Source organism: Dechloromonas sp. ARDL1 (assembly GCF_051122455.1).
Classification (GTDB): Bacteria; Pseudomonadota; Gammaproteobacteria; order Burkholderiales; family Rhodocyclaceae; genus Azonexus.
On sequence record NZ_CP168939.1, the window covers coordinates 357,207 to 373,681 of the forward strand.

The window sequence follows — 16,475 nt, forward strand, 5'->3', positions numbered from 1 at the left end:
GCGACCTGTTTCGCGATGCTTGGAGCAAGATGAAAGCGCCGGATATGCGTCGTTGGCTAGGCGCGAACCGGAGTGATGGCGGGTACTATCATGAGGATGAGCAACACCACCAGCGGCGTAAAGACAAGCTTTCATGTTTCAATCATTGCGAAGTAGGTTGCTCCATTTTGCCTCCAGCATCCTCGTCTGTATTTGATAGGGCTGAAAAACCGGCCTCGTTGCGCCGTGCCGCATCGTTGCTCACCCAGCGCAGCAATTGGCCTTTAGGGTTGTCGCGATTGGTCGTTGCACAGGCCGAAATGCATTGACCGCATTGCGTGCAGGCGAACATCCAGCGCTTGACGTTACGTGGCTTCAGACGCATGGGACAGACCGCATCGCAGGCGCTGCCGGAAGGCGGACCAGGCTCCGCATCCTTGATCGCGTGAAGGCCCTGGCGGGCCAGCGTGGTATTGGCTGCCGTGCCGCAGCCCTTCATGCAGTTGGCGCAATCGGTGATGCGTTGACGGTCGAAGCCGACGACCATCGCCTTCTTGTTCACGATCCACGCAAAACTCTGGAAAATCCCGATGGCGCAGCCGAATCGGCAAAACAGGTGGCGAGCGAAGAGAAATTCCAGAGTCAGGACTGTTGTCGCTGCGCACAGGAATATCACCTCGCCGCGCAAAAGCGTGAAATTCAGCAGACCACCATAGACCTGAAAGGGCGGCATCAGGTAGGTCAGGCCGACGACGGCCCAGGCGAAGGCGAAGCCGATTGCCGCCGGCACGACGGCGAACCAGTAGCGCCAGTCGCGTGGCATCGGCGTACCGTCTGGTTCCCAGGGTGGGGTCTGCTTTTTGTCCCAGACTGAATGCTTGCCTGTAGCAAACAGCATCAGGCGGTTGATGGTTTCGACTACGGAAAAATGCGGGCACAGCCAACCGCAGTACAGGCGCCCCCATTTCCAGGCGACGCCGATGATCAGGGCGAGCGTGCCGAGGACGGGTAAGAACAGGAAGAGGATGATATTGACGGCGGCTATTTTCGGGTCGCCCGTGCCGGCGATGAGCTCATCGATGCCGAGGTGCCACGGCATGGTCAGGAAATAGGCGTGCTTTTCCGTCAGGTCGTAACGAAAGAGGTCGAATATCGGGGTGACGGCAAACAGCGCGAAAAAGCCCATCTGCGCCAGCAGCCGGGCGCGTTGCAAGGCTGGCTTCTTCATGCCGGGTCGTGGTCGATGGCCAGGCCGATCAGTGGATAGCACCAGAATTGGCCGGCCAGTGCCTTGGAGAGTGCATAGGCGCCAAAGCAGACCAGTGTCGAGTGGATGCAGGTGAAATACATGATCACCAGCACCCACGTCCATTCCCACTGCAAACCGCCAAAGGCGATGAACAGCGCGCTCAGCGTGACGATCAGCAGGCCGCCCCACAGGCTGACGTAGGTGGCCTGCTTGAGGTGATGGCGGGCCAGGGCCGGGGCGTCATCCTTGTTGCGCATCCACAGCCAGAGCAGGATGGCGAAGCAAACACCGGGCGCGACCAGCAGGTTGCCGAGGAACAGCGACTCGGCGATCACGGCCAGGTTCTGGCCGGGAATCCGCTCCTCGAAACCGGTATCAGCGTCCGAACGTGGCATTGACGATTTCCATCAGCGCCTCGACCGTCTCCGGCTCGTCGGTCAGTGTTTCAACCAGCGCGGCGCGGCAGGCGGCGGAGACATCGAAGCCGGACTTGATCAGCGTCGCGGCATAGACCAGCAGGCGGGTGCTGGCGACTTCTTCCAGATCACGGTCCTTGAGGGCGCGGAAAGCCTTGGCGATGCCAACCAGGCGCTTGGCCAGATCGGCGTCGCAACCGGTTTCGCCGATCAGGATCGAGGTTTCGCGCTCGGCGCTCGGGAAATCGAAGCTCATCGACACGAAACGCTGGCGGGTCGAGGGTTTCAGGCCCTTGAGCAGGTTCTGGTAGCCCGGGTTGTACGACACCACCAGCATGAAGTTGGGCGGCGCTTCCAGCGTCTCGCCGGTACGGTCAATGGGCAGGATGCGGCGGTCGTCGGCCAGCGGGTGCAGTACGACGGTCGTGTCCTTGCGTGCTTCGACCACTTCGTCGAGATAGCAGATGCCGCCTTCGCGTACGGCGCGGGTCAGCGGGCCGTCGCTCCAGTAGGTGCCCTTGTCGGAAATCAGGTGGCGGCCGACCAGGTCGGCGGCGGTCAGGTCGTCGTGGCAGGCCACGGTGTACAGCGGCAGCTTCAGGCGCGCCGCCATGTGGGCGACGAAGCGCGTCTTGCCGCAGCCGGTCGGGCCCTTGATGAGCAGCGGCAGGTGCTGGTTGAAGGCGTGTTCGAACAGGGAAATTTCGTTGCCGGAAGGTTCGTAGAAGGGCAGTTCGGTCATTTGAGGGAAATCCAGTAAGCAAGCAGAATCAAGCTGGAGACGAGTATAAGCCAGCCTTCGAGCAGGATGCGCCACATCCGCGGTGCTTCGCGAAGCTCCATGAAATCGAGGATGACCAGTCGGCCCTTGACGAAGGCAATGAGCAGCATGGCGATGATCGACGCAGTCCCGGCGGCTCCGACTTCACCCAGGTACCAGGTGACGACGGTGGCGACCATCAGGATGATCCAGGCGCGATGGGCGGGGTTCTTGAGCAGTTCCATGTCAGCGCATCACATAAACGAGCGGGAAAAGCACGATCCACAGCAGATCAACCATGTGCCAATAAGCGGCGCCGCTTTCCAGGCCGTGCGCGTCGTGGCTGCCATAGACGCCCTTGCGTGCCTGCACCCAGAGTACGGTCAGGATGACCATGCCGAGGATGACGTGCATGAAGTGGAAGAAGGTCAGCGAGATATAGAACATGTAGAAGGTGTTGGTCGACATCGAAATGCCGGCCCCGAACTTGGCGGCATATTCGATGACCTTGACGACCAGGAAACCGCCGCCGCACAGCCAGCCGAGCAGGAGATTGCGTGCGATGGCCCCCCGGTTGTCCTTGTGCGCTGCCTGCACGGCGAGCACGACGAACCACGAGCCGGTGATCAGCAGGAAGGTGTTCAGCGCACCGAGGTTGCGGTCCAGGGTGTGCTGGTAGAGGTTGAACTCCTCGACATTGCTGGCCCGGGCGAAGGCATAGGCAGCGAAGAACACGGCGAAAGCCAGCATCTCGGCCAGGATGAAGAACCAGATGGCCAGGTCGCCGGGCAGGCGGCGGCCGGGTGGAGCCTCGGGAGGGGATGCTGCCTGTGTATTCGTCATGGCCGCCATCGTAGCCGCCGCTGCCGGGCCAAACCTTGATATGGCCCAAAGAAAAAAGGCGCGGTCCGAAGAGCCGCGCCTTTGGGGTGCTACCTGGAGGTATCGTCGCTTACGCGGCTTCCTTCTCGTCACCGCCGACGAAGAAGCTGGCGATGTAGACAATCAGGCCGATCAGGAAGGCAACGCCTGCCCATTCACGCATCCAGTAGAACAGGGCGATCTTGTCCTGGGCCACCATGAAGGGCAGCGGAGCGTCGGAGACGCGCTGCAGCCAGACTTGCAGGATACCGGCGGCGGTCAGGAACAGGGTGATGAACACGATGGCGACGGTCATCAGCCAGAACGACCACATTTCCAGCACTTGCGACTTGTTGCTGTTGGCAGCACGGCCGCGCAGGATGGGCATGGCGTAGGAGATCATCATCAGGTTGACCATGGCGTAGGCGCCATAGAAAGCCATGTGGCCGTGAGCGGCGGTGATCTGCGTGCCGTGCGTGTAGTAATTGACCGGAGCCAGGGTGTGCAGGAAGCCCCACACGCCAGCACCCAGGAAAGCCATCACACCGGTACCCAGGGCCCACAGGACGGCGGCCTTGTTCGGGTGCTCGCGACGACGACGGTTCACCATGTTGAAGGCGAAGACGGTCATGGCGAAGAACGGGATCGGTTCCAGTGCGGAGAAGATGGAACCCCACCACTGCCAGTATTCCGGCGTACCGATCCAGAAGTAGTGGTGACCCGTACCGATGATGCCGGTGATCAGCGTCAGGGTGACGATGACGTACAGCCACTTTTCGATCACTTCACGGTCAACACCGGTCGTCTTGATCAGCACGAAGGCCAGGAACGAACCGAGGATCAGTTCCCATACGCCTTCCACCCAGAGGTGCACCGTCCACCACCAGAAGAACTTGTCGAGAACGACGTTCACCGGGTTGTAGAAGGAGAATAGGAAGAAGACGGCGAGGCCCCACAAGCCGAGCAGCAGCACGATCGAGATGGAGGTCTTCTTGCCCTTCAGCACCGTCAGGGTGATGTTGAACAGGAAGGCCAGCGCGACGACCACGATACCGAGCTTGGTCGGCAGCGGCTGTTCGAGGAACTCGCGACCCATCGTTTCGAGCAGGTTGTTGCCGGTCAGTTCGGCCAGCGTGGCGTACGGAACCGCCAGGTAACCGACGATGGTCAGCGCGCCGGCGACCAGGAAGATCCAGAACATGGCCAGCGCCAGCTTGGGGCTGAACAGTTCGGTCTCGGATTCTTCCGGGATCATGTAGTACGCGCCGCCCATGAAGCCGAACAGCAGCCACACGATCAGCAGGTTGGTGTGGACCATGCGGGCCACGTTGAACGGAATGGCGGGGAACAGGAAGTCGCCGAGCACATACTGCAGGCCAAGGATCAGGCCGAACAGGATTTGACCGACAAACAGGCCGATAGCCGCGATGAAATAGGGTTTTGCAACCGCTTGGGATTTAAATTGCATGTTCAGTTCTCCTCTCGATCAGCCCTGGCTGTTAGGCGGCCAGTTTGCGTCGTTGATCGAATTGACGTGCTTCAGGAAGGCCACGATGGCGTCCAGCTGCTCGTCGGTGAAATTGAACTGCGGCATGCTGCGGCGGCCCGGGATGCCTTCCTTCGGACGGCTCTTGATGAATGCCTTGACGCCTTCGTCGCCATAGCGGACGACGACGTTGCCCAGTTCCGGAGCGAAGTAGGCACCTTCACCCATCAGGGTGTGGCAGCCGATGCAGTTGTTAACTTCCCACAGCTTCTTGCCTTCGGCGATTTGCGGCGTGATGTTGGCCCGCATGTCGCGCTTCGGCAGTTGCGAATGAGTATCGAATGACAGCGCTAGGAACAACAGGAAGAAGAAAATCGTCCCCCCGTAGAAAATGTTCCGCGCCATCGACTTAGTGAAAGCGCCACTCATTGTCTTTCCCCCTTTCGGAAATTGTTTGGCGGGTCGATGGTAGGTGGGGGAGTGACTTGCTGCTTTGATGCCTGCTAAAAATGCGGCAAGAATGTGTCTAAATCCTGCTCAGTAGCGGACTCCGGCGGGCGGCGTGAAGCTGTCGATGGCGTTTAGATAGGCGCTCCGCGCATAGGCCGAAGGATTGGGGTGATTGCGCTGGCTCATCGATCCCTGGAGTTGCGCGACCGAATCGTAGTCATGCTCGGCGAGCCAGCGTTCGATGTCCTTCAGCATCTGCCCGATCAGCGTCGGGCCTTTGAGCAGGATGCCGCTCGCCACGTGGGTGACATCGGCACCGGCGAATAGCATCTTCAGCGTGTCGGCTGCGTTGTGGATGCCGCCCGACGCAGCCAGCGTGATCGGCGTCTGGCCGCGCAGGATGGCGATCCAGCGCATGGCCAGCAAACTGTCGGCCGAGGTCGATAGCTGGACCCGGTCGACTACCGTCAGGCTGGCCAGGTCGATGTCCGGCTGGAAAAAGCGGTTGAACAGCGAGACGCCGGCGACTCCGGCCTTTTCCGCGCGGCGGACGAAATTGGGCAGGGCCGAGAAGAAAGGCGAGAGCTTGAGGCAGACGGGTATCCGGACGACGGCTTTCAACTCGGCGAGCAAGGCGATGTAGCGGTCCTCAACGCCGCCGGCCGTCTCGAACACCGTTCCCGGCAGATGCCAGGCATTGAGCTCCAGTGCGTCGGCCCCGGCGGCCTCCAGTTCGCGGCCGAGTTCCACCCAGCCGGACAGCGAGTCGCCGTTCAGGCTGGCGATGACCGGAATATCCAGGCGCTCCTTGAGGTAGCCGATCTGCGCCAGATAACGGTCGAGCTTGCTTTCGTAGTCCTGGCGGCCAGGTAAGTGGCCGCTCGCTTCGCCGGAGGGTTCCGGGTGGATCAGGAAGCGGTCGATCATCCTTTCGTCGTTGCGCACATCCTCCTCGAACAGCGAGTGCATGACGATGGCGGCGGCGCCTGCATCCTCCAAATGGAGCGGCGCGGCCGCATCGCGCGTCAGTGGCGTGGAGGATGGAACGATCGGGTTCTTCAGGTGCAGGCCGAGGTATCGGGTGCTCAGGTCAGGCATTCTTGTTCTCCTCCGTGGCAGGCTTTTCGGCACCGGGCAGCGCCAGTGCGGCGAGGTCGGCATATTCCCGGTGGCGGTTGCGGGCTACCGTTTCGGCTTCGTTCATCAAGCGCTCGGCCGCCTCCGGGCGCAGCCGCTCCAGCACCGTGAAACGGGCTTCGTGCTGGGCAAAGTCGCGATACGGAATTGACGGCGCCGCGCTATCCACCGACAGCGGGTTGCGCCCTTGTTGGCGCAGACGCGGGTCGTAGCGGAGCAGGGGCCAGTGGCCGGACTTCACCGCCAGATCCTGCTGGCGCAGGTTGCAGGACAGATCGACGCCATGGGCGATGCAGGGGCTGTAGGCGATGATGATCGATACGCCGGGGTAGCTTTCGGCATCGAGGAAAGCCTTCAGCGTGTGTACATCCTTGGCGCCGTAGGCGACCTGGGCGACGAAGACGTTTTCGTAGTCCATGGCGATGCGCGCCAGATCCTTCTTGCGGTTCGGCTTGCCGCCGGCAGCGAACTTGGCGACCGCTCCGAGCGGCGTTGCCTTGGAGTTCTGGCCGCCGGTGTTGGAATAGACCTCGGTGTCGAGCACGAGGATATTTACATCCTGGCCGGAAGCCAGCACATGGTCGAGACCGCCGAAGCCGATGTCGTAGGCCCAGCCGTCGCCGCCGATGATCCACACGCTGCGCCGGACCAGGTATTCCGCCAGCGCGGCCAGTTGGGTCGCCTCGGGCGTGGCGATGGTCTGCAGCGCGGCGAGCAGTTCGGCGACCCGTTCGCGCTGTGCGTGGATGCCGGCTTCGCTGCGCTGCTCGGTGTCGAGAAGCGCGCTCACCAGCGCCGGATCGAGTTGCGGCGCCAGCGCCTGCAATTGCGTGCGTGCCGCATCGGCCAGCTTGTCGGTGGCCAGGCGCATGCCGAGGCCGAACTCGGCGTTGTCTTCGAACAGCGAGTTGCTCCACGCCGGGCCGCGGCCGTCGGCGTCCTTGCAATACGGCGTGGTCGGCAGGTTGCCGCCGTAGATCGACGAGCAGCCGGTGGCGTTGGCGACCAGCATCCGGTCGCCGAACAGCTGCGTGGCCAGCCGGATGTACGGTGTCTCGCCGCAGCCGACGCAGGCGCCGGAGAACTCGAACAGCGGTTGCAGCTGCATGGCGCCGGGCAGGGCAGTGCGTTTGGCGATCTGTCGCTCGAGGTCGGGCAGGGTGAGGAAGAATTCCCAGTTGGCGACCTCGGCGGCGCGCAAGGGGGGCTGGGCGGCCATGTTGAGCGCCTTGTGCGCGATGTTCGACTTGTCGCGGATCGGGCAGGCCTCGACGCACAGCGTGCAGCCGGTGCAATCCTCGGGGGCCACTTGGTAGCTCATGCGGGTGCCGGCCGGGTAGTCCTTGCTGCGTGCGGGAACGTGCTTGAAGCTGGGCGGTGCACCGGTCGTCCGGTCGGCGGTGAAAACCTTGGCGCGAATCGCCGAATGCGGACAGACGAAAACGCACTTGCCGCATTGCGTGCACAATGTTTCGTCCCAGACCGGGATTTCCAGCGCCAAATTGCGCTTTTCGTGGCGTGCGGTACCGGTCGGCCAGGTTCCGTCCACCGGGAACAGCGAAACCGGCAGCCGGTCGCCGTGGCCGGCGATCAGCGGCAGTGTGACGCGGTGGATGAAATCGTCGGCGGCCTTTCCCCTGGCGGGCTCAGCTGCCGGGCTGGCTGGCTCGGGCAGTGCTACGCGATGCAGGCAGGCGACGGTCCTGTCGATGGCGCGGTAATTGAACTCGGCGATACGTCGGCCCTTGCGGCCATAGGTTTTTTCGACGGCGTGCTTGATCGCGGCAATGGCCTGTTCCTGGGGAAGGATGCCGGAAATGGCGAAGAAGCAGGTCTGCATCACGGTATTGATGCGCCGCCCCATGTCGGCTTCCTGCGCCACCTTGTAGGCGTCGATCACGTAGAAGCGGATGCGCTTGGCGATCATCTGCTGCTGGATGCGGGCCGGCAGACGATCCCAGACTTGCTCGGGCGGTACGTCGGTGTTGAGCAGGAAGACGGCTTCCGGCGCGGCGTGCGCCAACAGATCATGCTGTTCGAGAAAGTGCGCCTGATGGCAGGCGACGAAGCGTGCGTCCCCGTCAGCGGTCAGGTAGGCCGAGCGGATCGGCTGCGGCCCGAAACGCAGGTGCGATACGGTCATCGCGCCGGACTTCTTGGAGTCGTAGACGAAATAGCCCTGCGCGTAGCGTTCGGTTTCGTCGCCGATGATCTTGATCGAATTTTTGTTCGCCGACACCGTGCCATCCGAGCCGAGACCGTAGAAGACGGCGGCGAAATGCTCGCGGGCGGCCATGGTGCGAAAGCTCGGATCAACAGTCAGCGACAGGTGGCTGACGTCGTCATCGATGCCGACCGTGAAACGGCGCTTCGGCGAGGCTAGCGCACAGGCGGCGTAGATGGAAACGACCATGGCCGGCGTGAACTCCTTGGAGCCCAGCCCATAGCGGCCGCCGATCACTTTCGGCATGCGCCCGAAGTGGGGTGTCTCGCCAGCCGCATCCTCGGCCAGCGCAACCAGCACGTCCTTGAACAGCGGTTCGCCGTCGGCGCCGGCCTCCTTGCAGCGGTCGAGCACGGCGACGGCGAAGACCGAGGGCGGCAGGGCGGCGAGCAGGGCCTCCGGCGCCCACGGCCGATAGAGGCGGACCTTGAGCAGGCCGACCTTTTCGCCGCGCCGATTCATGTCGTCGACGGTTTCCTCAACGGTTTCGGCGCCCGAACCCATGATGACGATGACGCGCCCGGCATCCGGCGCACCGACGTAATCGAACAACCGATAGGTGCGCCCGGTCAGCCCGGCGAAGCGGTCCATGGTCTGCTGCACGATGCCGGGGAAGGCGTCGAACCATGGATTCTGCGCCTCGCGGCACTGGAAGAAGGTATCCGGGTTCTGCGCCGTGCCGCGTAGCACCGGATGTTCCGGCGACAGGGCACGGCGACGCTGGGCGTCGATCTGCGATGGCTCGAACAGGGCCTTGAGCGTGTCATCCGCCAGCGGCGCGATCTTGGCGACTTCGTGCGAGGTGCGGAAGCCGTCGAAGAAGTGGAGCACCGGGATGCGCCCGGCCAGCGTGGCAGCCGAGGCGATGGCTGCCATGTCCTGCGCTTCCTGTACCGAATTCGAGGCGAGCAGCGCGAAGCCGGTGCCGCGCGTCGCCATCGCGTCGGAATGGTCGCCGAAGATGGACAGCGCATGCGTGGCCACGGCGCGGGCGGCGACATGGAAAACCGTCGGCGTCAGTTCGCCGGCGATCTTGTACATGTTGGGAATCATCGACAGCAGGCCTTGCGATGCCGTGAAGGTAGTGGCCAGGGCGCCGGTCTGCAGCGCGCCATGGACGGCGCCGGCGGCGCCGCCTTCGGATTGCAACTCGACGACGGTGGGGACGGTGCCCCAGAGGTTCCTGCGGCCCTGGGCGGCCCATTCGTCGGAGAGTTCGCCCATGCCGGACGAGGGTGTGATCGGGTAAATGGCGATCACTTCGGAAACGCGGTAGGCCACGTTGGCGACGGCTTCATTGCCGTCAATGGTGAGCATGCTGTTCATGCGAAACCCCTGAGACGGTTGCCGGTTCTCCGCCGGCTTGCTGCAGTGCTGCGGGTGCTGCGTTGCAGCAACTTCATCATACGCCCGAAACTTGCCGTTGGAATGGGCTCTTGTTCCGCATCGTGGCAGGGTATTCCACGCTGCCGGGAGGGCCATCGGCGGTATACTTCGTCCTCCTCAAGTTGAAAGCATTTCATGGCCGCATCCAACGACACCGCCAGCATGGCGCTCTTCTGTGATTTCGAGAACATTGCCCTCGGCGTGCGCGACGCACAATACGAAAAATTCGACATCCGCCCCGTGCTCGAGCGCCTGCTCGCCAAGGGCAGCATCGTCGTCAAGAAGGCCTACTGCGACTGGGAGCGCTACAAGGGGTTCAAGGCCGCGATGCACGAGGCCAATTTCGAACTGATCGAAATCCCGCACGTCCGCCAGTCGGGCAAGAATTCGGCCGACATCCGCATGGTCGTCGATGCGCTCGACCTGTGCTATACCAAGTCGCACGTCGATACCTTTGTCATCATTTCCGGCGATTCCGACTTCTCGCCGCTGGTCTCCAAGCTGCGCGAGAACGCCAAGAAAGTCATCGGCGTCGGCGTCAAGCAAAGCTGCTCCGATCTGCTGATCACCAATTGCGACGAATTCATCTATTACGACGACCTGGTCCGCGACCGCGAGGCCAGCCGTGGCGGCCAGCGCCGCGAGCGCGAGAAGCGTTCGCCGGAGGAGGAAGCCAAGCGCCGCGAAAAGCAGGAGGAGCGCAAGGCCAAGGCCGTCGAGCTGGTGACGACAACCTTTGTCGATCTCATTGCCGACCGTGGCGAGAGCGAACGCATCTGGGCGTCCGTGCTCAAGGAAGTGGTCAAGCGCCGCAATCCGGGATTCAACGAGAGCTACTACGGTTTCCGCAGCTTCGGTAATCTGCTGGAAGAGGCGGCAAGCCGTGGCCTGCTCGGTTTTGGACGCGACGAGAAGGGCGCCTTCGTCTTCCGGGCGCCGGTGCGGCCGGCAGTGGCCATCGAAGGCGACGTATCGGTGGAAACGGCCTCCGTCGAGCCGGTTGTGGTTGAAGCCACCGAAGAGCCACCGGTGCAAACCGAAGGCCCTGCTTCCGAAGCGGAGGCCGGCGGCGGCCAGCGCCGCCGGGGCGGACGCCGCGGGCGCAACGGCCGGGATCGCGAACGTGCGCCGGCCAGCGAAGCGGCGATCGAGCCCGCTTCCGTTGCCGCTCCTGTCAGCGAGCCCGAGCCGGCTGTCGACGCAGCGCCCGCAGCCGTAGTCGTTCCGGCAACCGATGCCGTCGATACCAAGCCACGTCGCGATACCCGGCGCGGTCGCGGTGGCCGGAACAAGGAGCAAGCGAAAGCGGCCGAGCCGGCAGCGGTGGCGGAGGCGATGCCCGCACCCGAGGTCGCCACACCCGAGGCGGAAAGCAAGCCGAGCCGCGCTGGCCGTCGCCCGCGCAAGAGCGCCTCATCCGAAGCGGCCGATGCCCCGGCCGAGGCAGCGCAGCCTGTAGAGGCTGCCGACGAAGGCAAGCCGGCCAAGGCCAAGCGACCGGCGCGGCCGCGCAAGCCGAAAGCCGCTGCTACGACGGAAAGCTGAGCGAACACGGAAAGGCAGCCTCGGCTGCCTTTTTTTTCGGGGGTAGCTGGCGTCTAGATGACGTTGAGCAGCTTGGCGCGCAGCGACTCGGCTTCGCGCTTGCCGTCGCGCGACATCACGATGGCGTGATACCACTCGTCGTACAGGTCGCGCAGTGCCTGGTGGCCATCGCTCTTGTCGATGCGGTCGAGCAGGCCGCTGGTACCCAGCGAACCGACGAAGGCATTGAGCGTATTGGTCATGAAATTGCGCGCCATCTGCAGACGAACAGGGTCCGGCTCGGCCGGTAGGTCGCCGAAGGCCGTGATCGACGGCAGTGCGGCCGGCACCGGCGATGTGGCTGCCTGCGGGGAGGCTTTCAGATCGTGGAACTCGATATAGCCTTCTTCCTCGAGCATGCCCAGCGTGTGCTGGAGGTCATCGGCAAGGAGCATGCTGCGCAACTCCTCGACTGACCGCTTCCCATCGACGAAGATCAGGATTCGTCGCACGCGCGGCGACAGCCCTCCGGCCTTCGTGGCGATTTCGTCATGCCCTTTTTGGGTCTTTGCGAAAACAACGCCCATTGTTTGTCTCCAACTTTGGTGTGTAAATTTTTGTAGGGCATTGTACAGAAAAGAAAAACCCGCCATGCGGCGGGTTTTCTCTGGGGCGTGAATAAATTCGCGATCAGGCGGCGGCCTGGACCGGAATCTTGTGCCCGCGACGTACGATGCGGTTCTGCGAATCGACGTAGATTAGGTCCGGCTCATGCTTGGCCAGTTCGACTTCGTTGTACACGGCGAAAGTGGCGATGATCAGGATGTCGCCCGGGGCAGCGCGGCGGGCTGCGGAACCATTGACCGAGATGACGCCCGATCCGCGCTCGGCGCGAATGGCGTAGGTCGTGAAACGCTCACCGTTATTTACGTTCCAGATGTCGATCTGTTCGTATTCCTTGATGTTGGCCGCTTCGAGCAGGTCTTCATCAATGGCGCAGGAACCCTCGTAGTGCAGGTCGGCATGGGTCGCCGTCACGCGGTGCAACTTGGATTTCAGCATCGTTCTCTGCATGGTTTCACTCATCCAGAAGGTTGGGGGAAGCGCATTGTAACGACAATAGCCCCTCTGTCAACGGGCATAATTATGGATATTCAGCCCGCATCAAATCTCAATGTTATCAATGAGCCGGGTGCCTCCCAGGCGGCTGGCGGCAAGCACCACCAGCGGGGCGTTTACGCCTTTGGGGACAGCCAGGTCCGACTGTTGTCGGATGGCAACATAGTCGGTCTTCCAGCCGGCCGCATCGAGCGCAGCAACGGCAGATCGCTCCAGTTTGCCGGTATCGGTTTCACCGTGGCGCACTGCCTCGCGGATTTCATTCAGCAGACGATACAGGCGCGGCGCTTCGGCACGCTCGGCGTCGCTGAGGTAGCCATTGCGCGACGACAGGGCCAGTCCGTCGGCAGCGCGGACCGTTTCGCCGCCGATGATGTCGATCGGCAAGGCCAGTTGGCGGGTCATGTTGCGGATGACCATCAGCTGCTGGTAGTCCTTCTTGCCGAACAGCGCGGTGTCAGGCCGGACGATGTTGAACAGCTTGAGTACCACGGTGGCGACGCCACGGAAATGACCCGGACGGAATTCGCCGTCGAGCACGTGCTGGATGGCCGGCGGTTCGACGACGTACTCTTGCGGTTCCGGATAGAGATCGGCTTCGGTCGGCGCAAACAGCACGTCGACGCCGGCGGCGGCCAGCTTGTCGCAGTCGGCCTGGAAGGTGCGCGGGTACTTGTCGAAGTCCTCGTTCGGGCCAAATTGCAGTCGGTTGACGAAGATCGAGGCGACGACCGTGTCGCCGTGGGCGCGGGCCTGTTCCATCAGGCTGATGTGGCCGGCGTGCAGGTTGCCCATGGTCGGCACGAAAACGATGCGGCCGCGGTTCTTCAAGGCCGAACGCAGGTCGGCGATGCTGGAATGAATGTGCATGTTGAGGTCTCTTGCGTCGAAAGGCCGGGTCTGGTGCCCGGCTATCCGGGATCAGGCCGCGTAGGTGTGTTCCGGGCCGGGGTAGGTGCCATCCTTGACGGCCGCGACGGCACGGCAGGCTGCGTCATGGACGGACGAAGCGCCTTCCATGAAATTGCGGACGAACTTGGCTTTCTTGCCGGGCGGGATGTCGAAGGCGTCGTGCACGACGAGCACCTGGCCCGAGCAATCCTTGCCGGCGCCGATGCCGATGGTGATGATGTGCAGCATGGCCGTCACTTCGGCGGCCAATACGGCGGGAATCGCTTCAAGGACGATCATGGTCGCGCCGGCTTCCTGCAGCGCCAGCGCATCGTCCTTCAGGCGCTGGGCGGCGGCTTCGCCCTTGCCCTGGACCTTGTAGCCGCCCATGACGTGCACGGATTGCGGCGTCAGGCCGAGATGGCCGCAGACGGGGATGCCGCGGTCGACGAGGAATTTGACAGTCTTCGCCATATCGCCGCCGCCCTCCAGCTTGACCATTTGGGCGCCGGCCGCCATCAGCGTGACGGCGTTGCGGAAAGCCTGTTCCGGCGATTCCTGGTAGCTGCCGAAGGGCATGTCGGCAATGATGAAAGCGCGGTCAGAGCCGCGTTTGACGGCGGCCGTGTGGTAGGCGATGTCGGCGACGGTGACCGGCAGCGTGGTGTCGTGCCCCTGGATCACGTTGCCCAGCGAGTCGCCGATCAACAGGGACTCGACGCCGGCGCCGTCGAGCAGGCGGGCGAAGCTGGCATCGTAGGCGGTGAACATGACGATCTTCTCGCCAGCCGCATAAAGCTTGGCGAGGTCGCCCTGGGTCAGGCGGCGGGTGACGACTTGAGTAGACATTCAGGTCCTGAAGACGAAGTAAACGGCGCCTAGGATACACAGAGCCGCCCACAAGTAGTCAAGCTTGAGCGGCTGTTTCATGTAAAAGATGGTGAAGGGCGCGAGACATTCCGCGTCAGGAGTAGCTTGAGGCGGCGAAAAGTATGGCGCCTTTCGGATGCGGAATTTTGCCGTTGGCTCCCGATTAATTACCGTTCTCCCGAAAACCGGAAAGGGTGATTTTTCGACTCCTAGTATGTCGCTTGTGAATAACTGTTCACGACATATTGAGGAGATTAAAATGGACCAAGCGATCTATTTTGTCATCGTCACAGTCTGTGTCCTTGCGCTGGCGTATCGCTTTTACGGGATATTCTTCGTCAACAAGGTTTTGGCTGCGGATGACAACGAAGTAACACCGTCGCACGTATTGCAGGATGGGAAAAACTACGTCCCCACCAAAAAGTGGGTTAACGCCGGGCAGCACTTTGCAGCCATTGCCGCTGCGGGGCCGCTGGTAGGTCCGGTTCTCGCGGCGCAATTCGGCTATCTGCCCGGGTTCATCTGGTTGCTGGTCGGGGCCGTGATCGGCGGCGCGGTGCACGATACGGTCGTGCTCTTCGCGTCCATGAAGCATCAGGGCAAATCGCTGTCGGAAGTGGCCAAGGCCGAACTCGGACCGGTGGCCGGCTGGAGTACCGGCCTGGCGATGCTGTTCATCATCACCATCACGATGGCCGGCTTGTCCATCGTCGTGGTGCACGCACTGGAGCGCAATGCCTGGGGAACCTTCGCGGTCTTCATGACCGTGCCGATCGCCATTGCCCTCGGCTTGTATGAGCGTTTCTTCGGCTCGTCGAAGTGGGCTACCTACCTCGGCGTTGCCGCCGTGGTTGCTTCAGTGGCGGCCGGCCCGCATTTGCAGGGGACCGCTCTTGGCGACTGGCTGACGCTGCACAAGACGACCGTGTGTTGGCTGCTGCCGATCTACGCCTTCTTCGCGACCGCTTTGCCGGTGTGGATGCTGCTGACGCCGCGCGGCTACCTCTCCAGCTTCATGAAAATCGGCGTTTTTGCTGCCCTGGTCGTCGGTGTTGTCTTCATCAATCCGACCATCCAGTTCCCGGCGCTGACCGAGTTCATTCATGGCGGTGGCCCGATCCTCAAGGGTTCGGTTTGGCCGTTCATTTCGATCACCATCGCCTGCGGTGCCATCTCCGGTTTCCATGCTTTCATCGGTTCCGGAACGACGCCGAAGCTGGTTGATAAATGGACCGACATTCGCCCGGTTGCTTTTGGTGCCATGTTGGCTGAGTGCATGGTTGCCGTCATGGCAATGATCGCCGCGACCTCGCTGCATCCGGCCGATTACTTCGCCATCAACTCGACGCCCGAAGTCTTCAAGACCCTGGGTATGCAGGTTGTGGATCTGCCCGAATTGAGCGAAAAGATGGGCCTCGATCTTTATGGCCGTACCGGCGGTGCAGTGACCCTGGCGGTCGGCATGACCTATATCTTCACCAAGATCTCGTGGTTTTCCGACCTGGCAGCGTATTTCTTCCAGTTCGTCATCATGTTCGAAGCCGTCTTCATCCTGACTGCCGTCGATTCCGGAACCCGTGTCTCGCGTTACCTGATCCAGGACCTGCTGGGCGACCTGTTCCCGGCCATGAAGAATCTCAACTCCCTGCCGGCCGGCATCACCGCCAGCATCATCGCCTGCGTCCTGTGGGGCTACCTCCTGCTCTCCGGTGACATCAGCTCGGTGTGGGCCCTGTTCGGCGTATCGAACCAGTTGATGGCCTCGGTTGGCCTGATGATCGGTGCCACCATCGTCATGCGCCTCTCGAAGAAGCGGATTTACGCGCTGACCTGCCTGATTCCGCTGGCCTATCTCTTCGTGACGGTGAATTACGCCGGCTACTGGATGATCAGCAATGTCTATCTCAACGCCGCCGGCAAGGGGTACAGCCTGTTCAACGCGGTGATCGCCTCGTCGATGCTGATTCTCGGCTTCGTCATCCTGGTCGCATCGTTGAAGCGTTGGGCAGTTCTGTGGAAAGCCCGCGGCGAGTCTTCGGCGATCCCGCCTGCCATGCTGACCCAAGCAGTCTGAACAACGCTCGCCGTGGTTACCGCCACTGAGCGCCGAATGAAAGGGAAAC

15 protein-coding genes and 1 pseudogene are annotated in these 16,475 nt (G+C 62.4%); 2 read left to right on the forward strand and 14 right to left on the reverse strand.

Annotated features, from left to right (window positions below; translation table 11 throughout):
- Nucleotides 1-142: 142 nt before the first annotated feature.
- From AB6Q56_RS01710 to nifJ, 9 genes are all read right to left on the reverse strand, one after another.
- Entirely contained in the window at nucleotides 143-1,207 is a 1,065-nt protein-coding gene (locus tag AB6Q56_RS01710) for a 4Fe-4S binding protein (RefSeq protein WP_434515478.1), read from the reverse strand.
- The gene (locus tag AB6Q56_RS01715) at nucleotides 1,204-1,623 is read right to left on the reverse strand and encodes a hypothetical protein (RefSeq protein WP_434515479.1); all 420 of its coding nucleotides are present in this window, start codon (nucleotides 1,621-1,623) and stop codon (nucleotides 1,204-1,206) included. Before AB6Q56_RS01715 ends, AB6Q56_RS01710 begins: the two co-directional genes overlap by 4 nt.
- Nucleotides 1,604-2,386 (reverse strand): CbbQ/NirQ/NorQ/GpvN family protein, encoded by a 783-nt coding sequence (locus AB6Q56_RS01720; RefSeq protein ID WP_434515480.1) that lies wholly within the window; start codon nucleotides 2,384-2,386, stop codon nucleotides 1,604-1,606. Before AB6Q56_RS01720 ends, AB6Q56_RS01715 begins: the two co-directional genes overlap by 20 nt.
- Nucleotides 2,383-2,649 (reverse strand): cytochrome C oxidase subunit IV family protein, encoded by a 267-nt coding sequence (locus tag AB6Q56_RS01725; protein ID WP_434515481.1) that lies wholly within the window; start codon nucleotides 2,647-2,649, stop codon nucleotides 2,383-2,385. The genes AB6Q56_RS01720 and AB6Q56_RS01725 overlap by 4 nt, the downstream gene beginning before the upstream one ends.
- Nucleotide 2,650: 1 nt before the next feature.
- Nucleotides 2,651-3,247 carry a cytochrome c oxidase subunit 3 gene (locus tag AB6Q56_RS01730; RefSeq protein WP_434515482.1) on the reverse strand — a complete coding sequence of 199 codons (597 nt, stop codon included), beginning with the start codon at nucleotides 3,245-3,247 and terminating at the stop codon, nucleotides 2,651-2,653.
- Between the two features lie 109 nt (nucleotides 3,248-3,356).
- Nucleotides 3,357-4,733: a cbb3-type cytochrome c oxidase subunit I gene (locus tag AB6Q56_RS01735; RefSeq protein WP_434515483.1), complete on the reverse strand. Its 1,377-nt coding sequence runs from the start codon at nucleotides 4,731-4,733 to the stop codon at nucleotides 3,357-3,359.
- Nucleotides 4,734-4,751: 18 nt separating this feature from the next.
- A complete protein-coding gene (locus tag AB6Q56_RS01740; protein WP_150429390.1) occupies nucleotides 4,752-5,180 on the reverse strand; it encodes a c-type cytochrome in 429 nt (142 codons plus the stop codon).
- 108 nt (nucleotides 5,181-5,288) lie between these two features.
- Nucleotides 5,289-6,299, reverse strand: a complete 1,011-nt coding sequence (locus tag AB6Q56_RS01745) for a dihydroorotate dehydrogenase-like protein (RefSeq protein WP_434515484.1) — start codon at nucleotides 6,297-6,299, stop codon at nucleotides 5,289-5,291.
- Entirely contained in the window at nucleotides 6,292-9,888 is a 3,597-nt protein-coding gene (gene nifJ, locus AB6Q56_RS01750) for a pyruvate:ferredoxin (flavodoxin) oxidoreductase (protein ID WP_434515485.1), read from the reverse strand. Before nifJ ends, AB6Q56_RS01745 begins: the two co-directional genes overlap by 8 nt.
- Before the next feature lie 195 nt (nucleotides 9,889-10,083).
- Here nifJ and AB6Q56_RS01755 point away from each other — a divergent pair, with 195 nt between their 5' ends.
- Nucleotides 10,084-11,493 (forward strand): NYN domain-containing protein, encoded by a 1,410-nt coding sequence (locus tag AB6Q56_RS01755; RefSeq protein WP_434515486.1) that lies wholly within the window; start codon nucleotides 10,084-10,086, stop codon nucleotides 11,491-11,493.
- 53 nt (nucleotides 11,494-11,546) lie between these two features.
- Here AB6Q56_RS01755 and AB6Q56_RS01760 read toward each other — a convergent pair whose 3' ends face one another.
- The 5 genes and pseudogenes from AB6Q56_RS01760 to AB6Q56_RS01780 form a co-directional block, all read right to left on the reverse strand.
- Nucleotides 11,547-12,059 carry a hypothetical protein gene (locus AB6Q56_RS01760; protein ID WP_434515487.1) on the reverse strand — a complete coding sequence of 171 codons (513 nt, stop codon included), beginning with the start codon at nucleotides 12,057-12,059 and terminating at the stop codon, nucleotides 11,547-11,549.
- Between the two features lie 103 nt (nucleotides 12,060-12,162).
- Nucleotides 12,163-12,546: an aspartate 1-decarboxylase gene (gene panD / locus AB6Q56_RS01765; RefSeq protein ID WP_027459146.1), complete on the reverse strand. Its 384-nt coding sequence runs from the start codon at nucleotides 12,544-12,546 to the stop codon at nucleotides 12,163-12,165.
- 90 nt (nucleotides 12,547-12,636) lie between these two features.
- Nucleotides 12,637-13,461, reverse strand: coding sequence for a pantoate--beta-alanine ligase (gene panC, locus AB6Q56_RS01770; RefSeq protein WP_434515488.1), 825 nt, complete (start codon nucleotides 13,459-13,461; stop codon nucleotides 12,637-12,639).
- A gap of 51 nt (nucleotides 13,462-13,512) precedes the next feature.
- Nucleotides 13,513-14,331: a 3-methyl-2-oxobutanoate hydroxymethyltransferase gene (gene panB / locus AB6Q56_RS01775; protein WP_434515489.1), complete on the reverse strand. Its 819-nt coding sequence runs from the start codon at nucleotides 14,329-14,331 to the stop codon at nucleotides 13,513-13,515.
- Nucleotides 14,332-14,430 (reverse strand): annotated as a pseudogene (locus AB6Q56_RS01780) (DMT family protein); the annotation flags it as partial.
- A gap of 181 nt (nucleotides 14,431-14,611) precedes the next feature.
- On the opposite strand from AB6Q56_RS01780, the gene AB6Q56_RS01785 reads away from it, so the two are divergent.
- Nucleotides 14,612-16,426, forward strand: coding sequence for a carbon starvation CstA family protein (locus AB6Q56_RS01785; protein ID WP_434515490.1), 1,815 nt, complete (start codon nucleotides 14,612-14,614; stop codon nucleotides 16,424-16,426).
- Nucleotides 16,427-16,475 lie beyond the last annotated feature (49 nt).

Coding starts and splice junctions, on each gene's coding strand:
- AB6Q56_RS01710 (WP_434515478.1), bottom strand. CDS start 1,207: ATGAAGAAGCCAGCCTTGCAACGCGCCCGGCTGCTGGCGCAGATGGGC.
- AB6Q56_RS01715 (WP_434515479.1), bottom strand. CDS start 1,623: ATGCCACGTTCGGACGCTGATACCGGTTTCGAGGAGCGGATTCCCGGC.
- AB6Q56_RS01720 (WP_434515480.1), bottom strand. CDS start 2,386: ATGACCGAACTGCCCTTCTACGAACCTTCCGGCAACGAAATTTCCCTG.
- AB6Q56_RS01725 (WP_434515481.1), bottom strand. CDS start 2,649: ATGGAACTGCTCAAGAACCCCGCCCATCGCGCCTGGATCATCCTGATG.
- AB6Q56_RS01730 (WP_434515482.1), bottom strand. CDS start 3,247: ATGACGAATACACAGGCAGCATCCCCTCCCGAGGCTCCACCCGGCCGC.
- AB6Q56_RS01735 (WP_434515483.1), bottom strand. CDS start 4,733: ATGCAATTTAAATCCCAAGCGGTTGCAAAACCCTATTTCATCGCGGCT.
- AB6Q56_RS01740 (WP_150429390.1), bottom strand. CDS start 5,180: ATGAGTGGCGCTTTCACTAAGTCGATGGCGCGGAACATTTTCTACGGG.
- AB6Q56_RS01745 (WP_434515484.1), bottom strand. CDS start 6,299: ATGCCTGACCTGAGCACCCGATACCTCGGCCTGCACCTGAAGAACCCG.
- nifJ (WP_434515485.1), bottom strand. CDS start 9,888: ATGAACAGCATGCTCACCATTGACGGCAATGAAGCCGTCGCCAACGTG.
- AB6Q56_RS01755 (WP_434515486.1), top strand. CDS start 10,084: ATGGCCGCATCCAACGACACCGCCAGCATGGCGCTCTTCTGTGATTTC.
- AB6Q56_RS01760 (WP_434515487.1), bottom strand. CDS start 12,059: ATGGGCGTTGTTTTCGCAAAGACCCAAAAAGGGCATGACGAAATCGCC.
- panD (WP_027459146.1), bottom strand. CDS start 12,546: ATGCAGAGAACGATGCTGAAATCCAAGTTGCACCGCGTGACGGCGACC.
- panC (WP_434515488.1), bottom strand. CDS start 13,461: ATGCACATTCATTCCAGCATCGCCGACCTGCGTTCGGCCTTGAAGAAC.
- panB (WP_434515489.1), bottom strand. CDS start 14,331: ATGTCTACTCAAGTCGTCACCCGCCGCCTGACCCAGGGCGACCTCGCC.
- AB6Q56_RS01785 (WP_434515490.1), top strand. CDS start 14,612: ATGGACCAAGCGATCTATTTTGTCATCGTCACAGTCTGTGTCCTTGCG.